This is a genomic window from Streptomyces sp. AM8-1-1, assembly GCF_032229325.1.
Lineage (GTDB): Bacteria > Actinomycetota > Actinomycetes > Streptomycetales > Streptomycetaceae > Streptomyces > Streptomyces achmelvichensis.
In genome coordinates, this window is the sequence record NZ_CP135086.1 from 4,962,658 (window position 1) to 4,979,626 (window position 16,969).

Here is a 16,969-nt window from a genome sequence, read left to right on the forward strand (position 1 = left end):
ATGTCGGGGGCCTTCTGTTTCGGTTGGGTCACGCCACGTCGTCTCGTTCGGTGGGGTCATCCGCGCCGGGGGTCAGCATGGTTGCGATGGCTGCGTGCCCGCGCTGCTCGGCCCCTTCGAAGATGTTCGCGGTCAGGCGTTGTAGAGCGTAGGGCGCTCCGCTACCTGGTCCGGGGTGAGCCCTTCGACAGTCAGGTTCCCCATCCAGAGCTGGTCGCGGTTGGCGTAGGTCAAATCGAATCGGACGCGCTTTCCACCCGGCTCCAACTTCCACCCCCGTTCATGGAATTGCGCGATGCGGTCGCTGCCGCACACGAAGGCCCGGGTTGCTTGAGTGAGCACCCATTGGGCCGGCTCGGTCTCGCTGGCAGTGGGCCGCCCGCAGTTGCGGGCCATCTGCCACAGGCGCGGCCACTCGACCCCGGGAGTCAGCGGTCCGACGATGGCCACGTCTCCGATTCGCCGCTGGTCCAGGTGGTGCGTGGCGTACCCGAAGACCACGCCGGACAGGGCGAATACGGTGACCCTGCTGCTCCCGGTCAGACCCTCATCAGACGGCATGGGCGGTACCTTCGCTCAGGGTAGGACCCGGGCACCTGTGACGTGTCCGGGTCCTACTTCGTACGAGCGGATCACGCCGTGATCCGTGTGTTGGGGCGGGTCAGCGGGTCAGCGGGTCAGCAGCCGTCGCCGTCGCCGCAGCAGGCCGGCTGGTTGCACTCGGCTGCGGTGCCCCACAGCCGGGCGTCGACGTCGAACCCGGCGGCCTTGAGGCGGTCGGTGACCGACACCATCAGTGGGCGCGTCCGGACCCTGGCGTTCGGTGCGTGGTGGACGAAGTAGCCGAACTGCTCCTGACACCAGGCGGCGTACTCCTGGGTGTGGAGCATGAACGAGTGCCATCCGGGGTCCACTCGCTCGCTGGGCGCCATGTCATAGGCCTTCTGGCTGCCCAGGACGTACACGAAGGCGATGGCCTGGTCCATCACGCGATCGGCCACGACCCGCTCGAGGCCGTACTCGTCCGCGCAGAACGCGGCCAGCCGCTCGAACAGCTCGGGGCTGACAAGATCCCGCCCGTGCCGTAAGGCGACGGGGCTTTCCACCATGGTCGTCATCGTGCGACTCCTTCTGTCGATGGGTGTTGCTGCCCGCCCTGGCGAGGGGCGGGGGGCTGTGTCAGGGCGTCTCGACCCGATGAACAAGGTCGATGTCCTCGAACCCTCGGAGAAAGCGGCCGTGTCCGGCGTCGAGGCCCGTGTGGGTCATGCACTGCCGGTCAACCTCGGCCACGTCAGGGCCGGGAACGGCAGCCCAGCCGCATTCCGCGTAGAGACAGCTCGCAATCACCGAGGGCGAGGTCTCGGGGTCTCGCGTACTCGAACGTGTCCGTCGTGGTTGCCATTGCGCACCCCTTCGCCGCTGTCTCCAGGATTCGACAGCCAATGGTGGCCGGGGGCGGAGCCAGGTTCTAGCCGGTTTCCTGTTCGCGCAAAAGCTCGTCTCGGATGCCTTCGAGTAGGGACCGCATGTCGTCACTGGCAACGGCGGTCCCGCTGAATCCTTCGAACTTGGCTACGTACAGGGCGACGTCCCTAGGATCGGTGACCACCGTTTCCGCGTGGACCGTCTCAATGGTTACCGTGCGCTCGTCCTTGATGGAGAACGAGTGGCCAGGAAAATCCACCTGTGGGGTAGACAGGGCGACGACTCGGATATCCACGTTGGGCAGCCGAGAGGCAGAGATCAATCGGTCGAGCTGCCCCACCATCATCAAGGCTGGGACAAGGCGCCACCGGAGGACCGATTCCGTGATGATGAAACGGAAGGACTTCCCTTCCGAGTACAGAACATTTTGACGTGCCAGCCTCGCGCCGACGGTGCGCTCCAGCTGTTCTTCTGTCAGGTTTCTTCGGGCAAAAACCGCCCGCACGTATTCAGGCGTCTGAAGCAGTCCGGGAACGAGTGAGGGCTGAAATAGGCGCAGCAGGGCTGTTTGTGATTCAAGGGCCTGCACCTGTTGTTGTTTACGGCTGTAGCCCAATCGGCGAATAAGCCGCCACGCTGTGACTTCCGTGGCCGCCTCTCTGGCAGCAGCCATGTACTCGGCCTTGACCTCATCCGATACGCCTATAGCTGTGAGGATGCAGTCGACGTCGGTGACGCTGGGCGCTGTGATCTGGTTCTCGATCTTGGACGCCTTGGAGCGAGACATGGCAGCGCCACGGGCAACCGCCTTCGCTTCCTTCCCGGAAGACTCACGCAGTTCCCGCAGCGCTGATCCAAGGCTGGATTTGTTCACTCGCCGTACTTCGCCCACCAGTCAGCGAACGGCACAGCCTGAGCCATAGCCGTGTTTCTGTACGCCAGGAACCTGGACAGCTGATCTTCTCCGAGGAAATCGGCACCCAGGTACCTACCTTCCTCGTCGTAGTTCATGGCTCCGATTACTCGCTCATCGAAGAGCCAGAAATCCGGTGCATCCGAGATCGGGTTTTCCTTGGTGGTCGTATCCAGGATGAAGAACTCTTCGCCGACCGCCATGTTGCGGTGGTACCCCCAGGAGAGCTCGAAGCGTAGGTAATCCGTCAACGGGCGCGAGAGGATGTGGACGCGATAGATTCGCTTTCCCGACCGGACCGCGTCCCCGACCGTCGCCATCCATCCAGCGGCCTTGTAAGCCTCTGGCTGCGGCTCGCCGGCAAGGAATGCCCGATAGGCGTCAACGCCACCCGACTTGCTGTAATCGTCCAGAGTCTCCAGCCGGAAGGCCTCCCGACTGAAGTCGTTGAGCCAATCCCCCAGTGTGTTAGATGAGGTTGTCACGAATGGCCTTTCGGATGAGCTCGACAGGGATTTCCACCATGGTTTCGTGGGCTGGAATCTCCTGCCCGTGGTCGGCCACGCGGTCCCCCTGCACGACGAGCGTGCCCCGATCGGTCGCAAAGATGGTGGGACACTCGCCCTCGTCGCACTGACCTACCAGTCGTGTCAGCTTCACGGCCTGCCCCCTCGTCGTCGGGTGTCGCGTCCGATGCTCGCGGCCCCCAACCCGAGGAACAAGGGGTTCGAGTTTCCGTTACTGGAAACCGGTCCCAAGGCCGTGACGGGGAGCGGCCGCCCGCGCCCTCATCGCGGATGCGGTGGCATCCCTCGGCTGACCAGCGGTGGTGCCACCTCACGCACGGATGATCAGAGGTCGTGACGGCGACGGAGCCCGCCCCGTCAGCCACCCCCGCGGGCGTTCAACCGCGCCGCCTGGCGGGTCAAGTGGTCCCGTTCCGCGAGGTTCGGGGCCTTGTGGGCCGCCTCGGCGTACAGGCGGGCCGCCGTCGGCAGGTCGCCGTCGCGTTCGTGGAGGTACGCCGACACCGCGGTGTGGCGGGGCACGGTGTCGTCCAGCGCCGCGAGCGCAGCCAGGCCCGCGCGCGGGCCGTCGGCCTCGCCCACGGCCACCGCGCGGTTGAGGCGGACGACCGGACTGTCCGTCAGGCGCGCGAGTTCGTCGTACCACTCGACGATCTGCACCCAGTCCGTCTCCCCGGCCGTGGGCGCGTCCGCGTGGAGTGCCGCGATGGCGGCCTGGGCCTGGAACTCGCCCAAGCGGTCGCGGGCGAGGGCCGTCTGGAGGATCACGACGCCCTCGGCGATCGACGTCGTGTCCCACCGGCCGCGGTCCTGCTCGGCGAGCGGCACCAGACTGCCGTCGGGTGCGGTCCGGGCGGCACGCCGGGCGTGATGGAGCAGCATGAGGGCGAGCAGGCCCGCGACTTCGGGGTGGTCGATCGCGGCCGCGAGCTGCCGGGTGAGCCGGATGGCCTCGGCGGCGAGGTCGACGTCGCCGGAGTAGCCCTCGTTGAAGACCAGGTAGAGGACGCGCAGCACGGTGGCGACGTCGCCGGGCTGGTCGAAGCGCACGCCGGAGACGGTGCGCTTGGCCCGGCTGATCCGCTGCGCCATGGTCGCTTCCGGCACCAGGTAGGCCTGGGCGATCTGGCGGGTGGTCAGCCCGCCCACGGCGCGCAGGGTGAGCGCGACCGCGGACGACGGCGTCAGCGACGGGTGGGCGCAGAGGAAGTAGAGCTGGAGTGTGTCGTCCACCGCGGGCGCGGAGCCCGGCGCCGGTTCCTCCTCGACGAGGTCCTCACGCCGGCGGCGGGCCGCGTCCGAGCGGGTGACGTCGAGGAACTTGCGCCAGGCCACGGTGATCAGCCAGCCCTTCGCATCCCGCGGAGGGTCGGCCGGCCAGACGCGGACGGCCTCGACCAGCGCGTCCTGCACGGCGTCCTCGGCCGCCGCGAAGTCGGCACCGCGGCGGACGAGGACGGTGAGCACGCCGGGCGTGAGGCTCCGGATCAGGGCCTCGTTCATCGATGGGGTCACTCCGTGATGGTCTCGTGGCAGCCCAGGAACGGGCGCAGCTCGAGCCACTCGTGGATCGGCTTGCCGCCGGCCCCGGGGGCCGCAGACAGCTCGCCGGCCAGCTCGACGGCACGCTGGTGGCTGTCGACGTCGATCACCATCCAGCCGGCGATCAGGTCTTTGGTCTCGGCGAACGGACCGTCGGTGACGGGCGGGCGCCCCTCACCGTCGTAGCGGACGAATGTCCCCTCGGGGGCGAGCGCCTGGCTGTCGACGAACTCGCCGGTCTGCTCCAGCCGGGCCGCGAAGTCGTTCATGTACTGCATATGGGCCGAGATCTCCTCCGGCGTCCACTGGTCCATCGGCACGTCGTTGGCCGGAGCCGGGGCGCCGCGGTAGTGCTTGAGCAGCAGGTACTTCGCCATCGTGGATCTCTCCTCGGTGTGGGTGCGACCCATTGTGGTCGCTTGCACCCCGGGGACGGAGCCGGGCACGGGTTCTCGACATCGCTCGACGTCACCGCCGGAGATTTTTCGGGCGGATGCGAAAGGGCCCGCCGCGCGACACAGCGCGGCGGGCCCTTCCCAGGCGGTCGGGAACCTCCAGCGTCTGCTTGCCGGCCTGGAAGTCGGCGGCCGGCTTCTTGTCCTTGAGGGCCCTCGGGATGTCCATCCCGGCAACCGCCGAGCGCGTCCACGATGCCGGCGAAGCCGATCTCGACGTAGTGACCGCTGAGGTTCGCGCTGCCCAGCAGAGCGAGGCGGCGATCGGCGGCGATGATCTTGCCATGGATGCTGCCCGGTGCGGAGCGGTCTGTGCGGTGCCGAATGCGGACTTGTGCAGCAGCTGACTCGGACGCAGCTCACCCACCCGCAGAGCTCCGTTGGACGGTGTGCTCACGGGCGGTCCGCAGCGGGTGGCGGCGGCCTCAGGCGGGTGGGGTGGTGTCGCCGACCAGGCGCAGGGCAGGGGGTTCGACGGCGAACTCGCCGATCTCCAGGGCCGCTTCCCGCCACTGGGCGGCGAGTGCGAGCAGGTCCTCACTGTCGTGGCGGTAGCCGGGTGGTGAGGATTCCGGGAGGGTGGGCCAGAGCATGGTGACGGCGAAGCGGACCGCGTGCAGGGCCGAGCCGACGTGCGGGTCGACGCCGTTCTTCAGGCGGACGATCAACTGGAGCCGGGTGGCGATGTCGACGAGTTCCTCGTAGACCGTGGCGCGTTGGTGCGCGCGGGCGGCCTCGATGGCGTCGTCCATGGTTCCTCCGGTGCTTGCTGGGTGGGCGGGGGGTACCGGGCCGGTCAGGCGGCCTGGGCCTGGGCGTCCGCTGCCGGCGGTGCCTCGGTGTCGTCCCTGGCTCGGGCTTCGCGTCGGCAGTCGCGGCAGAGGCCTGGCTCGGGGGCGCGGAAGACGCGCTTGCAGGTCCCGGTGCAGTCCTGGATGGGATGGATGACATCCGGCACGGGGAGGTCGGGGAGCGGTGGCGGGAGGAGTGAGGCGAGTCGGTGGGCGAGCAGGGCCGCCGGATGTTTCAGGGGGTGGGGCAGGCCGGTGGTGAGGGCGTGGCGGACAGCGTCGGGGGTGGCTTCGCGTTCCAGCCAGGAGGCGACGGCCGGGGCCAGGCGTCGGACGTCGCGCTCGCCGAGGAGCAGGCGGGGGTGATCGCGGCGCAGGCCGGAGAGGAGATCGGTGGCCACGCGGTGGCGCTCCGGGTCGGGGCTCTGTGGCTCGGGGAGCGGTGGGCGTGGGCGCGCGGGCGGCGGCGGTACGGAGCCCGGGGCCGGTGCGGGCTCCGCGACCGTGGCCTCCGGTGGGGCGGCCTCCGGGGCCGGGAGCTCTGCGGTCTCGGGTTCCGCTGCGGGCGCCGGGGGCGTGGCCGGGACCGAGGCCGGTCGGGTGGGCTCGGCCCGTGGCCGGGGCGCTGCGGTGGGAGCCGGGGTGCCACCGGGCTGGTTGTAGGAGACCGTCCTGGTGACGAGCTTGCCACCGGGGAGGCGCACCAGGGTGCGTTCCAGGTAGGAGTGTTCCTCCAGTTCGCGCAGCGCGGCGGCGATACGCGCCTCGCTCTCCGGGAACCGTTCGGCGAGGACCTTGATGCCGACCTTCGCCCCGTCGGGCAGCGACTGGAAGTGGACGGCGAGCCCGATCGCGGTGAGGGACAACTCACCGTGCTGAGCAAGGTGGTTGCCGACGATCGTGAAGCGGCTGGTGTGGACCGCGTTGACGTGGATCACGCCGAAGGCGGCGACGCGCCCGGGAACGCGGGACGAGGCGCGCGAGGGCGCGCTAACCTGCTGGGTATCCATCGGGAAGCCTCTACTTCCTCGGTGGTCAGGCCCTCGATCGGGATTGCCGTCCCGGCCGGGGGCCGACGCATGTCTGCGGTTGTCGCGGCGAGCATATGCCCGCCAACCCGCCCGAAATCCAGCCCGATGGGCCAAGGTCACCCGGGAGAGTGACGGGGGCCGGGTGGGGTGGGATGGGTGCTTTCCCCGGTTCTTTCCCACGTTCTTGAGAGCTTTTGCGTCGTGCGGCATCGCGTCGCCGACAACCGGGTCGTAGCCATCCGCGACCCCGTGTGACCCGTCACGGTACGAGGTCGAGCTCGGCCCACACGGTCTTACGGGGCACGGGCCCCTGGGTCACGCCCCACCGGTCGGCGAGTGCTTCGACGATGAGCAGACCGCGCCCGGACTCGGAGTCGGCGGCCGGCGCGGTGGAGATGCCGGGACGGGGCAGCAGGCGGTCGCCACGGGTGTCGGTGAGCTCGATGCGCAGGCGCTTGCCCTCGTCGTCGACGGTGAGATCCAGCCGAAAGTCCCTGCCGGGTACGCGGCCGTGCACCGTGGCGTTGGTGGCCAGCTCGGCGACGATCTGCGCGGCGGACTCCGGACGGAGCCCCCAGGAGGCCAGTTGCGCCGTGGTGAGCAGCCGGGCGAGCCGGGCACCCCGGAGGGTGGGGGAGAGCAGCACGGTGAACTGCCGCACGGGAGCGGAGGATTCGGTTCGGGTGATTTCCTGATTCACGTGACTCAGCGTGGCCGGGCCGTGCCTACGCTGAACAGAGCGACGCGTGTACGGACAGTGACTGTCCAGGTGGTGTACAGCCCTGTCCATCCGGTACGGCGTCGAACGCGACACGGTACGGACACGGGTGGAGGCGGGTGTCGTATGGCGGGCGAAGTCGGCAGGGACCGCATGGCGGACGGGGCGGACGAGCCGGACCGGGACGTCGAGCTGGAGGACGACGACTCGGGAGCGGTGATCGCGGCGGTCGGCCGGCAGGTCCGGCTCTGGCGGGAGGCGGCGGGCATGCGCGCGGCTGACCTGGGCGCGGCGATCGGGTACGGCGAGAACCAGGTCTACAAGGTCGAGACCGGCAAGCGCATCCCGAAACCGGAGTTCCTGGACAGGGCGGACGAGGTCCTGGGCGCGGACGGGAAACTGGCCGCGATGAAGACGGACGTGGCGGAGGCGAGGTACCCGAAGAAGGTCCGGGACCTGGCGAAGTTGGAGGCGGGCGCGGTCGAGATGGGCGCGTACGCAAGTGTTGTGGTGCACGGCCTGCTTCAGACCGAGGAGTACGCCCGCGCGCTTTACGGCGAGCGGCGTCCCGCGTTCTCCGAGGAGCGGGTCGAGCGCTTCGTGGCTGCGCGACTATCCAGGCAGTCGGTTTTCGGGCGGCAGCCGGCCCCCTTGCTGACGTTCGTCCAGGAGGAAGCGACGCTGAGGCGGCCCACCGGAGGCAGAATGGTGTTACGCCGACAGCTCGAACACCTGCTGGAACTAGGCTCGTTGAGGCACGTCGAGATCCAGGTCATGCCGACGGAGACGGAAGAGCATGCGGGTCTGGGTGGGTCTCACCAGGTGCTCAAGTTGAGCGACGGCACGGCTGTGGCGCACAACGAGGTCCAGCTCACCAGTCGGCTGATCACCGAGCCCAAGGAGGTCCAGATCCTTGAGATGCGCTACGGCCTGATCAGGGCCCAGGCGCTGACGCCTCGGTTGTCGCGGACCTTCATCGAGAAACTGGCAGGAGAGACATGAGTGTCAAGCCCTCGGCCGGAGACCCCTCCGAGCTGACGTGGGTCAAGAGCAGCTACAGCACGAACGACGGCCCTGAGTGTGTCGAGGTCGCTGCGATGGTCAGCGCGGTGCACGTGCGCGACTCCAAGAACGTGCCGGGCCCGGAGCTTGGCTTCGGACCCGCCGCATGGGCGGACTTCGTGACGTACGCCTCCGGGAGCTGACCCCTGAGCACTCGCGCCCCGAGCCCGGTTGATCCGGGTTCGGGGCGCGTTGCGGTCAGAAGAAGCTGATCTGGTCGTCGCCGGCGGGCGGGTTTGTCGCCCTGGGTATGCGTGCGGGCTTCTTCCCAGGCGGTCGGGAACCGTCAGTTGCCGGTGACCGTGACCTTCTCGTCGTTCTTGAGCTGCTCCACGAGCTGCTTCACCTTCGCCTTGTCCCAGACGAGGTTGCCGCCCCTGGTGCCCGAGATCGGCATGTTCATCGACGTGCCCTCACCGCCCGTGACGCCCTTCATCGCGAAGAACATCTGGCCCAGCGACCAGAGCGACATGTCCTTGTCCACGATCAGGGTGTCCAGGCCCGCGCCCATGGTCGGGTAGAGCTTGAAGGGGTTCAGGATCGTGCTCGGCGTCGCCGTCTGGGAGGCCAGGGCCGCGAGGAACTTCTGCTGGTTCTTCGTACGGTCCAGGTCGCTGCCGGCGAAGGCGTAGCGGGTCCGGACGAACGCCAGCGCCTGCTCGCCGTCCAGCGTCTGCTTGCCGGCCTGGAAGTCGGCGCCCGACTTCTTGTCCTTGAAGGCCTTCGGGATGTCCATCTCGACACCGCCGATGGCGTCCACGATGCCGGCGAACCCGGCGAAGCCGATCTCGACGTAGTGGTCGATGTGCAGACCCGTGTTGTGCTCGACCGTACGGACCAGCAGCTCCGGGCCGTCCTCGGCGTACGCGGCGTTCAGCTTGACCCGGCGGCCGGTGTTCGGGAAGAGCTTGCCGGAATCGGAGCCCTTGAACGACGGTATCTCGACGTCCGAGTCACGAGGCAGCGAGATCAGCGTCGGGCCGTTCGAGCCGTCGTGCAGGATCATCATCGAGTCGGTCCGCTTGCCCTCGGCCGAGCCCGTGTGCAGCTTCTTCTTGTCCTCGGCCGACATGCCCTCACGGCTGTCGGACCCGACGATCAGATAGTTGGTGCCGTCTCCGGCGCCCGGACGCTCGATGACCTTGGAGAGGTCGACCTCGCGCTTGAGCTTGCCGTCGGCCCAGAAGTACGTGCCGATCGTGACCGCGAGCAGCGCCACCACCAGGACGAGCGAGCCGATCTTGATCCGGCGACGCCAGTCAGGGCCGTAACCGCGCGGTGCGTGGCCCTGGGGCGGCGGGGCGCCGGGGCCGCCGGCGGGCGGGGAGCCGTAGACCTGGCCCGTGTTGTAGCCGCTGTCGTAGGGGGCGTCGTCGTACCCCTGCGACTGCTGCTGCGGGACCGGCCGTCGCTGCACATGGCGCATCACGCGAGCGCCCTCGGGCTGAGAGCCCTGGCTGCCGCGTCCGTATCCTTCGGGCCAATCGTTCATGGCGACCAGTGTGCCGGTGGGACCTCGCGCCATATAGAGGGGGTGGGGAATCGGACCTGGCCTGTTGCCAAGCTGATGCAATGACCCGATTGTGTGACCCCCGCATAGGGTGGACGTCATGACAGATCAGGCCCAGCGCTCGGAGTCCGTAATTCCGGGCAAGCCCACTTCGGCGTCCCGTACCACCCTCAGTCACATCATGACCGGCAGTGACACCAATCTCCTCGGCACGGTGCACGGCGGCGTGATCATGAAACTGGTGGACGACGCGGCGGGCGCGGTCGCGGGCCGGCACTCCGGTGGTCCCGCCGTCACGGCGTCCATGGACGAGATGGTGTTCCTGGAGCCGGTCAGGGTCGGTGACCTGGTGCATGTGAAGGCCCAGGTGAACTGGACCGGCCGGTCCTCCATGGAGGTCGGTGTGCGGGTCATGGCCGAGCGCTGGAACGAGTCGACCCCCGCCCAGCAGGTCGGCTCGGCGTATCTGGTGTTCGCGGCGGTCGACGGGGACGGCAAGCCCCGCGCCGTACCGCCGGTGGTCCCCGAGACCGAGCGGGACCGGCGGCGCTACCAGGAGGCCCAGATCCGGCGTACGCACCGGCTGGCCCGTCGCCGCGCCATCAAGGAACTGCGCGAGAAGCGCGCCGCCGACGGGATGCAGGACTAGAGCCCGGCGCCCGGGGCGGGCGGCCGCCCCGTCAGGGGCAGACCACCTGGTCTCCCTTCACCGTGTCGAACTCGCCCTGCTTCACATCCTTCGCCCGCACGGTGGTCACCCCCTTGTAGTCGGCGCCCGCGGTCACCTTCAGCGTCTGCCCCTGGCCGTTCACGGGCCGCAGTTCGCACCCGGGCAGCGCCGCCGCCAGGGAGCGGGCGGAGCGGTCCCAGCGCGGGTCGTACTCGACGAAGGTGCGCCGCACCACGGGGCTGCCGCCGCCGTTGAAGGGCGAGCCGGTCGTGTTGAAGCCGGTCGCCCGCAGCGCGGAGTCCACCTTGCGGCCGAGGCCGTCGGCACGCGTCCCGTTGTAGACCTGCACCCGGATCTGCTGCGGGGCGACATCGACCAGCGGGACCTTCGGCCTCTGTGCGGTCGCCGGTGCGAGCGGCTTGTCCTCGCGGATCATCCGGAACAGTTTCTGCGCCTTCGCGTCGTCCCACGTGACCGTGGAACCGATGCCCTTGGCCGGGCCCATCGCGCCGATGGGTACGGAGGTGAACTCCGAGGACGCCGCCGAGAAGCCCCGCATCGCCCTGCTGAGCGCCAGCATCTCGTCGGGGCCGAAGCCCGCGTCGGCCCGGACGGAGTCGAGCATGGCCGAGGTCACCTGGCGGAACTTCATCGGGTTCAGCGTGACGCCGGTGCCGGTGGCCTGCTTGATGAAGGCCGCGACGAAGCGCTGCTGGCGCTGCATCCGGCCCAGGTCGGACGCGCCGTCGACATGGCGCGAGCGCACGTACTGCAGCGCCCGGCCGCCGTCGAGCCGGTGGGTGCCGGCGGCGAGATCCAGACCGGTGTACGCGTCCTTCATGGACTGGGCCGTGCAGATCTCCACCCCGCCGACCGCGTCCACGGTCTTCATGAAGCTGGTGAAGTCGACCTCCAGATAGTGGTCGATCTTCACCTTGGTCAGCTGCTCGACGGTGCTGACGGTCAGCCCCGGGCCGCCTTCCGAGTACGCCGCGTTCAGCTTCACCGGGTGGGCCTCGTGGCGCTTGCCCGTGTTCCGGTCGGTGTGGGCGGGGATCTCGACGTAGCTGTCGCGGGGCAGGCTGACCACGCTCGCCCGTTCCCGGTCGCGCGAGATGTGCACCAGCATGATCGTGTCGGTGCAGCGGCAGGGCGCTCCGCCGAGGCGGTACTTCTCCTTCTGCTCGGCGGTGATCTTGTCGCGGCCGTCGGTGCCGACGAGGAGCAGATTCATCCCGTGCCCGCCCGCGGGCCGGTTCTTCATGTCGCGGAACGGATCCACCCGGCTGATCCCGGTGTCCAGACTGGTCACCACCGCATGCCCGATGGCGCCCGCGCCGAGCACCAGGACCGAGAGGGTCGTCGCCACCCGCAGGCCCCAGCGCGGCCGGAGGACCGGCCGTCCGGTCCGGGGCCTCGGGTTCGGCCGGGGACGGGGGGAGCGGGGCGGTGTGGGCACGGGGGAGGCACCTCCGTGGGTGACGTGGGGGGAATCCTGCACACCGTAGGCCCATACGATCTGCTGCCAGGGGCAGGGAACGGCCGCCGCGCCTCCGTGTCCCCCGTTCGCGGTAACGTGGCGCCCGATGAACGCCATGCCCCCTGTCTCCGTGATCATGCCGGTCCTCAACGAGGAGCGGCACCTGCGCAACTCGGTACGCCACATCCTCGAGCAGGAGTACGGCGGCGAGATGGAAGTGGTGATCGCGCTCGGCCCGTCCACGGACCGCACCGACGAGATCGCCGCCGAACTCGTACGTGAGGACCCCCGCGTCCACACGGTGCCGAACCCCACCGGACGTACGCCGGCCGCGCTGAACGCCGCCATCAAGGCCTCCAGCCACCCGATCGTGGTGCGCGTCGACGGCCACGGCATGCTGTCGGCGAACTACATCGCCACCGCCGTCCGCCTCCTGGAGGAGACCGGCGCGCAGAACGTCGGCGGCATCATGCACGCCGAGGGCGAGAACGACTGGGAGCACGCGGTCGCCGCCGCGATGACCTCGAAGATCGGTGTCGGTAACGCGGCCTTCCACACCGGCGGTCAGGCCGGTGCCGCCGAGACCGTGTATCTGGGTGTCTTCCGCCGCGAGGCGCTGGAGCAGCAGGGCGGCTACAACGAGGAGTTCATCCGCGCCCAGGACTGGGAGCTGAACTTCCGCATCCGCGAGGCCGGCGGTCTGATCTGGTTCTCGCCGGAGCTGCGGGTGCAGTACCGTCCGCGCCCCTCGGTGCGGGCGCTGGCGAAGCAGTACAAGGACTACGGCCGCTGGCGGCACGTCGTCGCCCGCTACCACCAGGGCTCCATCAACCTGCGCTACCTCGCGCCGCCGGTCGCGGTCTGCGCGATCGCCGCGGGCGTCGTGGTGGGCGCGGTGCTCACCCCCTGGGGCCTGCTGGTCCCCGGCGGCTACCTCGCCGCCATCGCCGCGGGCTCCGTCCCCGCCGGCAAGGGCCTGCCGCTCAAGGCACGGCTCCAGATCCCGGTGGCGCTGGCCACCATGCACATGTCGTGGGGCTTCGGCTTCCTGACGAGCCCGCGCGCGCTGGCGAGGAAGGTCATCGCGAGCCGCCGTCCGGCCGTGCAGAGCGCGTCGGCCTGACGCGTACGAGACGTCTCACGGCGGAGGGCCCCGGGTGCACGCACCCGGGGCCCTCCGCGTCGGCGGTCCTGCGTCGCCGTCTACCAGGTGAAGCCCGGCTGGATCTTCATGCAGGCCTTGGTGTTGCCGTTGAGCGCGCGCGCCGACTCGGGCGTCTTGTTGTCGACGGCCGGCGCCTTCGGGAAGGCCGTGCCCTGACGCCAGTCCGCTCCCACGATCAGCGCGATGCCGGTGACGTCCGTCGACTTCTTCACCGAAGTCAGCGGAATCCCGAGGGACTTGGCGATCGCCTGGGCGTCGCCCTCCAACTCCGCGTTGGAGTACCGGACGACCGTCTTCGCCTGCGCGTTGGGCGTGGCGTCGGCCACCGCGCGGGTGAAGCCCTTGCCGCTCAGCACCCCGGCGATCTCCGTCGCGCGGCCCTTCTGCGGGATCCGGCCGTCCGCGCCGGTGCCGTTCTGCACCGACACCGAGATCTCGGCGGGCGCGGCCGCAGGGTCCTTGGACACCGCCGGCGCCGACGGCTTCTTCGGCGGGGCCTTCGACGCCTTGCCGTCCAGCGGGATGTCCTCGCGGACCATCCGGAACAGCTGCTCGGCGTCGCCCTCCTTCGGCTCGACCTTGCCGGCGTAACCCGGGCGCTGCGAGTAGACGTTCGGCATGGTCGTCATGGTGATCCGGCCGGTGGGCACGCTCTTGAGCTGGCCGCCGAGGTCGTAGAGCTTCTTGACCGAGTCGATGCCGTTGTCGACGGTGAGGGCCCCGATGGCGGCCTCGGCGAGCTTGCGCAGCTTGTTGGGGTCGGTGAGCTTGGTGTTCTCGCGCAGCTCGCGCACCATCGAGTTCATGTACATGTGCTGCGCGTGGGTGCGCGCGAGGTCGGTGCCGTCCTCGAAGCCGTAGCGCGTCCGCAGCCACTGGAGCGCCTGCTCACCCTTGACGGGGTGCGTGCCCGCGGGCAGCTTGAGCCCGGAGCCTTGGCCGGTGCGGTTGCGGGAGTGCACGTTCTGCAGGACGCAGACGGGGACGCCGCCGATGGCGTCGGCCATGGAGACCACGCCCGCGAAGTCGATCATCATGAAGTGGTCGATGGTGATGCCGGTGAGTTCGTACCAGGTCGCCACCGTGCAGCCCGGACCACCGCGCCCCAGCGACTCGTTCGTCGGGGCGAAGCGGGACGCCGGATAGGTCTTCTTGCTGTCCGGGTCCGTGCACTCCGGGATCTTCAGCATGGTGTCGCGCGGCATGCTGATCACCGAGATGTTGGAGCGGTCGGCGGACATGTGCACCAGCATCTGCACATCGGCGAGCGGGGTCGAGCCGAAGGTCTTCTTCGCGCCGCCGAGCTTCTGGTTCGCCGCGTTGTCGCGTGCGTCCGATCCGATGAGCAGGATGTTCAGCGGCGTCTGACCGGCCGCGTTGGCCTTGTGGTCCGGCATGTCGTTGCCGAGGGTCAGATCGTCCTTCTTGAGCTTGCTGTTGAGGTGCTCGTAGTACAGATAGCCGGCACCCGCCGTGGCGAGTATCAGCAGCGAGAGGACGGAGGCGACCCAGCGCAGTATGCGGCGTTTGCCGCGTTTCTGCCGTCGTCGTGCCGCCGGGCCGCGGCGGCCGTGTCCGCCTCTGCCGGCCGCCCCCGCCGCCGGGGCCTCCCGCTCGTCGTCGAGAGCCAGACGCGCACGGCCCTTGGAGCCGTCGCCCTCCTCGTCGTACAGCCCCTCGTCCCACCCCACTTCACGGGCGTGCGGGACGCCCTCGCGCGTCCCCTTTCCCCGCACGCTGTTCTGACCCACCCCTGGTTCCCCCTGTCGTTCAGGCAGGCCGAGCGACCGGGAGGTCCCGAGTCACTTGGCGCACACCTGTTTGTCCGCTTCGACCTTCTGCACACCTTCCGGCGCCTTGGCCGGACCGGTGATGGGCACCCCTGCGCCCTTGTAATCCGCACCGAGGGTCAGCGTCATCGCCTCGAGTCCCTCGGCGTTCGCCGTCCCCGGCTTCAGCGCCGTCGCGGGCAGCCCCATCAGATCCGCGAGCTTGCGGGCCTGGTTCGCCTGGTTCGGCGCGTACGTCAGCGTCGTCTTCGTGAGCTTCTCGGGAGCGTTGCCCTCGTTGCTCGACTTCAGGACGCCCTCCTCGTTCTGCAGCCAGGTCAGCGTCGCCAGCGCCGCCCCTTGGGTGTTGCTGCCGTTGTAGACCGCGACCCGCACATCGGCGGCCGCGGCCCTCGGTCCGGTCAGCAGACCCTTCTGCTTGTTCTTGGCGTCCTGCTCCTTCTGCTTCACCTCGGTGAGCGAGGTGTCGTTCTGGATCATCGAGAAGAGGGGCTTGGCCTTCTCCTCGCTCAGCAGCACCGTGGCGCCGTCGGTGTTGTCGACGACGGGCACGGTGGCGAAGGTGATGTTCTTCGGATCCACCTTGGACAGTTCCATGCCGAGGTCGCGCAGCCGCGAGATCTTCCCTATGCCCGTGTCGACGGTGAGCGCCTTGGTGGCCGCCTCCGCCAGGTCCCACATCTTCGAGGGGCTCGACAGGGTGTCGCTCGACTTCATCTTGCGGATCAGCGAGCTCAGGAACTGCTGCTGGATCTCGATACGGCTGAGGTCGCCGCCGAAGCCCACCGAGTGCCGCGTACGGACGAACGCCAGGGCGTCCTCCCCGGCGAGGACGTGCTTTCCGGCGGGAAGGTTGAGCTTGGAGTCCTTGTCGTTGATGTCCTTGGCGAGGCACACCTCGACACCGCCGACGGCCGTCGTCATGGTCTTGACCGCGTTGAAGTCGGCCATCATGAAGTGGTCGACGGTCACGCCGGTCAGCTCCTTGACCGTCCGCATGGTGCAGCCCGGGTCGCGGCCCGACTGGCCGAGGCTCTCGTTGAACCGGGTCTTCGGCGTACCGGGGATGATCTTCGTCGAGTCCCCGGTCTTGGTCTCGCAGTCCGGGATGTCGGTGATCAGGTCGCGCGGGATGGACACCGCCGTCGCGTTGGTCCGGTCCTTGGAGACATGGAAGAGGATCGTGGTGTCGGCGTGGCCGACGCTGTCCTTGTCGCCGTAGGACTCGTTGCCCTTGCCGGAGCGCTTGTCGGTGCCGATGACCAGGATGTTGACGGCCTGGTCCTTCTTGAAGCCGCCGCTGCCGGCTCCCGCCACGTCGACCGTGTTCAGGTTGCCGTCGAAGTGGCGGTACACGAGGTATCCGGCGACGGACGTGGCGACGACGAGGAAGGCGACCACGCCGCCCGTCCACATCATCGCCTTCTTCTTGCGGGAGTTGGCCTGCTTGCGCTTGCGCCGGCCCGCGTTGGGCGGGTTCTTGCCCCCCGAGGCGTCGCCGGCGCGGCGGGAGCGCTGCGGGGGCACCTCGCGGCCGGGCGTCTGGGTCCTGCGTCCCTGAGCACTGCGCGGGGACGGAGTCCGCGGGGCGGAGCCGCCGGAGCCGGCTGCCTTACGGGCGGCGCTTCTCGAGGAGGAGCCGCCCGACTGCGCTGCGGATTGACCCAGTCGCAGCTCGTAGTTGCCGGTCTGCGGGTTGAGTACCCACTGGTCGGCGGGGTCGATCTCGTCCGCCCGCCCACGGCTTTGCGCATCCACGGTTGCTTGAGTCCTCCGTCGGTGCCACGCGACGCGCCTCCCCCGAAGGGCGCTCGGTCTTTCGATCCAGCAGTGCGCGACACGGGGTCGTAGCACCGGATCGCGTCACACTATCCGCCCAGTTCAACG

The 16,969-nt window shown here is 69.1% G+C and carries 18 protein-coding genes and 1 pseudogene; 4 read left to right on the forward strand and 15 right to left on the reverse strand.

From position 1 onward, the window contains the following. Positions 1–132: 132 nt before the first annotated feature. From RPQ07_RS22400 to RPQ07_RS22450, 11 genes and pseudogenes are all read right to left on the reverse strand, one after another. Entirely contained in the window at positions 133–561 is a 429-nt protein-coding gene (locus tag RPQ07_RS22400) for a hypothetical protein (RefSeq protein ID WP_313945960.1), read from the reverse strand. 116 nt (positions 562–677) lie between these two features. Next, entirely contained in the window at positions 678–1,118 is a 441-nt protein-coding gene (locus tag RPQ07_RS22405; RefSeq protein ID WP_313945961.1) for a hypothetical protein, read from the reverse strand. 353 nt (positions 1,119–1,471) lie between these two features. Then, complete coding sequence (locus tag RPQ07_RS22410) at positions 1,472–2,302, reverse strand: helix-turn-helix transcriptional regulator (RefSeq protein ID WP_313945962.1); 831 nt, start codon at positions 2,300–2,302, stop codon at positions 1,472–1,474. After that, on the reverse strand, positions 2,299–2,826 hold the full coding sequence (locus RPQ07_RS22415) for a DUF6879 family protein (RefSeq protein ID WP_313945963.1): 528 nt from the start codon (positions 2,824–2,826) through the stop codon (positions 2,299–2,301). The genes RPQ07_RS22410 and RPQ07_RS22415 overlap by 4 nt, the downstream gene beginning before the upstream one ends. Beyond that, positions 2,810–3,001: a hypothetical protein gene (locus tag RPQ07_RS22420; protein ID WP_313945964.1), complete on the reverse strand. Its 192-nt coding sequence runs from the start codon at positions 2,999–3,001 to the stop codon at positions 2,810–2,812. Before RPQ07_RS22420 ends, RPQ07_RS22415 begins: the two co-directional genes overlap by 17 nt. Before the next feature lie 224 nt (positions 3,002–3,225). Beyond that, positions 3,226–4,371 (reverse strand): RNA polymerase sigma factor, encoded by a 1,146-nt coding sequence (locus RPQ07_RS22425; RefSeq protein ID WP_313945965.1) that lies wholly within the window; start codon positions 4,369–4,371, stop codon positions 3,226–3,228. 8 nt (positions 4,372–4,379) lie between these two features. Next, positions 4,380–4,787: a YciI family protein gene (locus tag RPQ07_RS22430; RefSeq protein ID WP_313945966.1), complete on the reverse strand. Its 408-nt coding sequence runs from the start codon at positions 4,785–4,787 to the stop codon at positions 4,380–4,382. Positions 4,788–4,961: 174 nt separating this feature from the next. Further along, positions 4,962–5,089, reverse strand: a pseudogene (locus tag RPQ07_RS22435) (LytR family transcriptional regulator); the annotation flags it as partial. Between the two features lie 201 nt (positions 5,090–5,290). Then, positions 5,291–5,617: a hypothetical protein gene (locus RPQ07_RS22440; RefSeq protein WP_313945967.1), complete on the reverse strand. Its 327-nt coding sequence runs from the start codon at positions 5,615–5,617 to the stop codon at positions 5,291–5,293. Positions 5,618–5,661: 44 nt separating this feature from the next. Further along, positions 5,662–6,666: a helix-turn-helix domain-containing protein gene (locus RPQ07_RS22445; protein ID WP_313945968.1), complete on the reverse strand. Its 1,005-nt coding sequence runs from the start codon at positions 6,664–6,666 to the stop codon at positions 5,662–5,664. Positions 6,667–6,946: 280 nt separating this feature from the next. Continuing rightward, complete coding sequence (locus RPQ07_RS22450; protein ID WP_313945969.1) at positions 6,947–7,387, reverse strand: ATP-binding protein; 441 nt, start codon at positions 7,385–7,387, stop codon at positions 6,947–6,949. A 144-nt stretch (positions 7,388–7,531) separates the two neighbouring features. Here RPQ07_RS22450 and RPQ07_RS22455 point away from each other — a divergent pair, with 144 nt between their 5' ends. Both RPQ07_RS22455 and RPQ07_RS22460 read left to right on the forward strand, forming a co-directional pair. Beyond that, positions 7,532–8,407 (forward strand): helix-turn-helix domain-containing protein, encoded by an 876-nt coding sequence (locus RPQ07_RS22455; protein ID WP_413777765.1) that lies wholly within the window; start codon positions 7,532–7,534, stop codon positions 8,405–8,407. After that, positions 8,404–8,610 carry a DUF397 domain-containing protein gene (locus RPQ07_RS22460; RefSeq protein WP_313945970.1) on the forward strand — a complete coding sequence of 69 codons (207 nt, stop codon included), beginning with the start codon at positions 8,404–8,406 and terminating at the stop codon, positions 8,608–8,610. The genes RPQ07_RS22455 and RPQ07_RS22460 overlap by 4 nt, the downstream gene beginning before the upstream one ends. Before the next feature lie 143 nt (positions 8,611–8,753). On the opposite strand, the gene RPQ07_RS22465 is transcribed toward RPQ07_RS22460, so the two are convergent. Continuing rightward, complete coding sequence (locus RPQ07_RS22465; protein WP_313945971.1) at positions 8,754–9,959, reverse strand: LCP family protein; 1,206 nt, start codon at positions 9,957–9,959, stop codon at positions 8,754–8,756. A gap of 118 nt (positions 9,960–10,077) precedes the next feature. On the opposite strand from RPQ07_RS22465, the gene RPQ07_RS22470 reads away from it, so the two are divergent. Beyond that, complete coding sequence (locus RPQ07_RS22470) at positions 10,078–10,626, forward strand: acyl-CoA thioesterase (protein ID WP_313945972.1); 549 nt, start codon at positions 10,078–10,080, stop codon at positions 10,624–10,626. A gap of 31 nt (positions 10,627–10,657) precedes the next feature. Here RPQ07_RS22470 and RPQ07_RS22475 read toward each other — a convergent pair whose 3' ends face one another. Beyond that, complete coding sequence (locus tag RPQ07_RS22475; RefSeq protein ID WP_313948985.1) at positions 10,658–12,022, reverse strand: LCP family protein; 1,365 nt, start codon at positions 12,020–12,022, stop codon at positions 10,658–10,660. Between the two features lie 211 nt (positions 12,023–12,233). On the opposite strand from RPQ07_RS22475, the gene RPQ07_RS22480 reads away from it, so the two are divergent. After that, positions 12,234–13,250: a glycosyltransferase family 2 protein gene (locus RPQ07_RS22480; RefSeq protein ID WP_313945973.1), complete on the forward strand. Its 1,017-nt coding sequence runs from the start codon at positions 12,234–12,236 to the stop codon at positions 13,248–13,250. An 80-nt stretch (positions 13,251–13,330) separates the two neighbouring features. Here RPQ07_RS22480 and RPQ07_RS22485 read toward each other — a convergent pair whose 3' ends face one another. Then, positions 13,331–15,043 carry an LCP family protein gene (locus RPQ07_RS22485; RefSeq protein WP_313945974.1) on the reverse strand — a complete coding sequence of 571 codons (1,713 nt, stop codon included), beginning with the start codon at positions 15,041–15,043 and terminating at the stop codon, positions 13,331–13,333. A gap of 51 nt (positions 15,044–15,094) precedes the next feature. Continuing rightward, entirely contained in the window at positions 15,095–16,840 is a 1,746-nt protein-coding gene (locus RPQ07_RS22490; RefSeq protein ID WP_313945975.1) for an LCP family protein, read from the reverse strand. Positions 16,841–16,969: the final 129 nt, after the last annotated feature.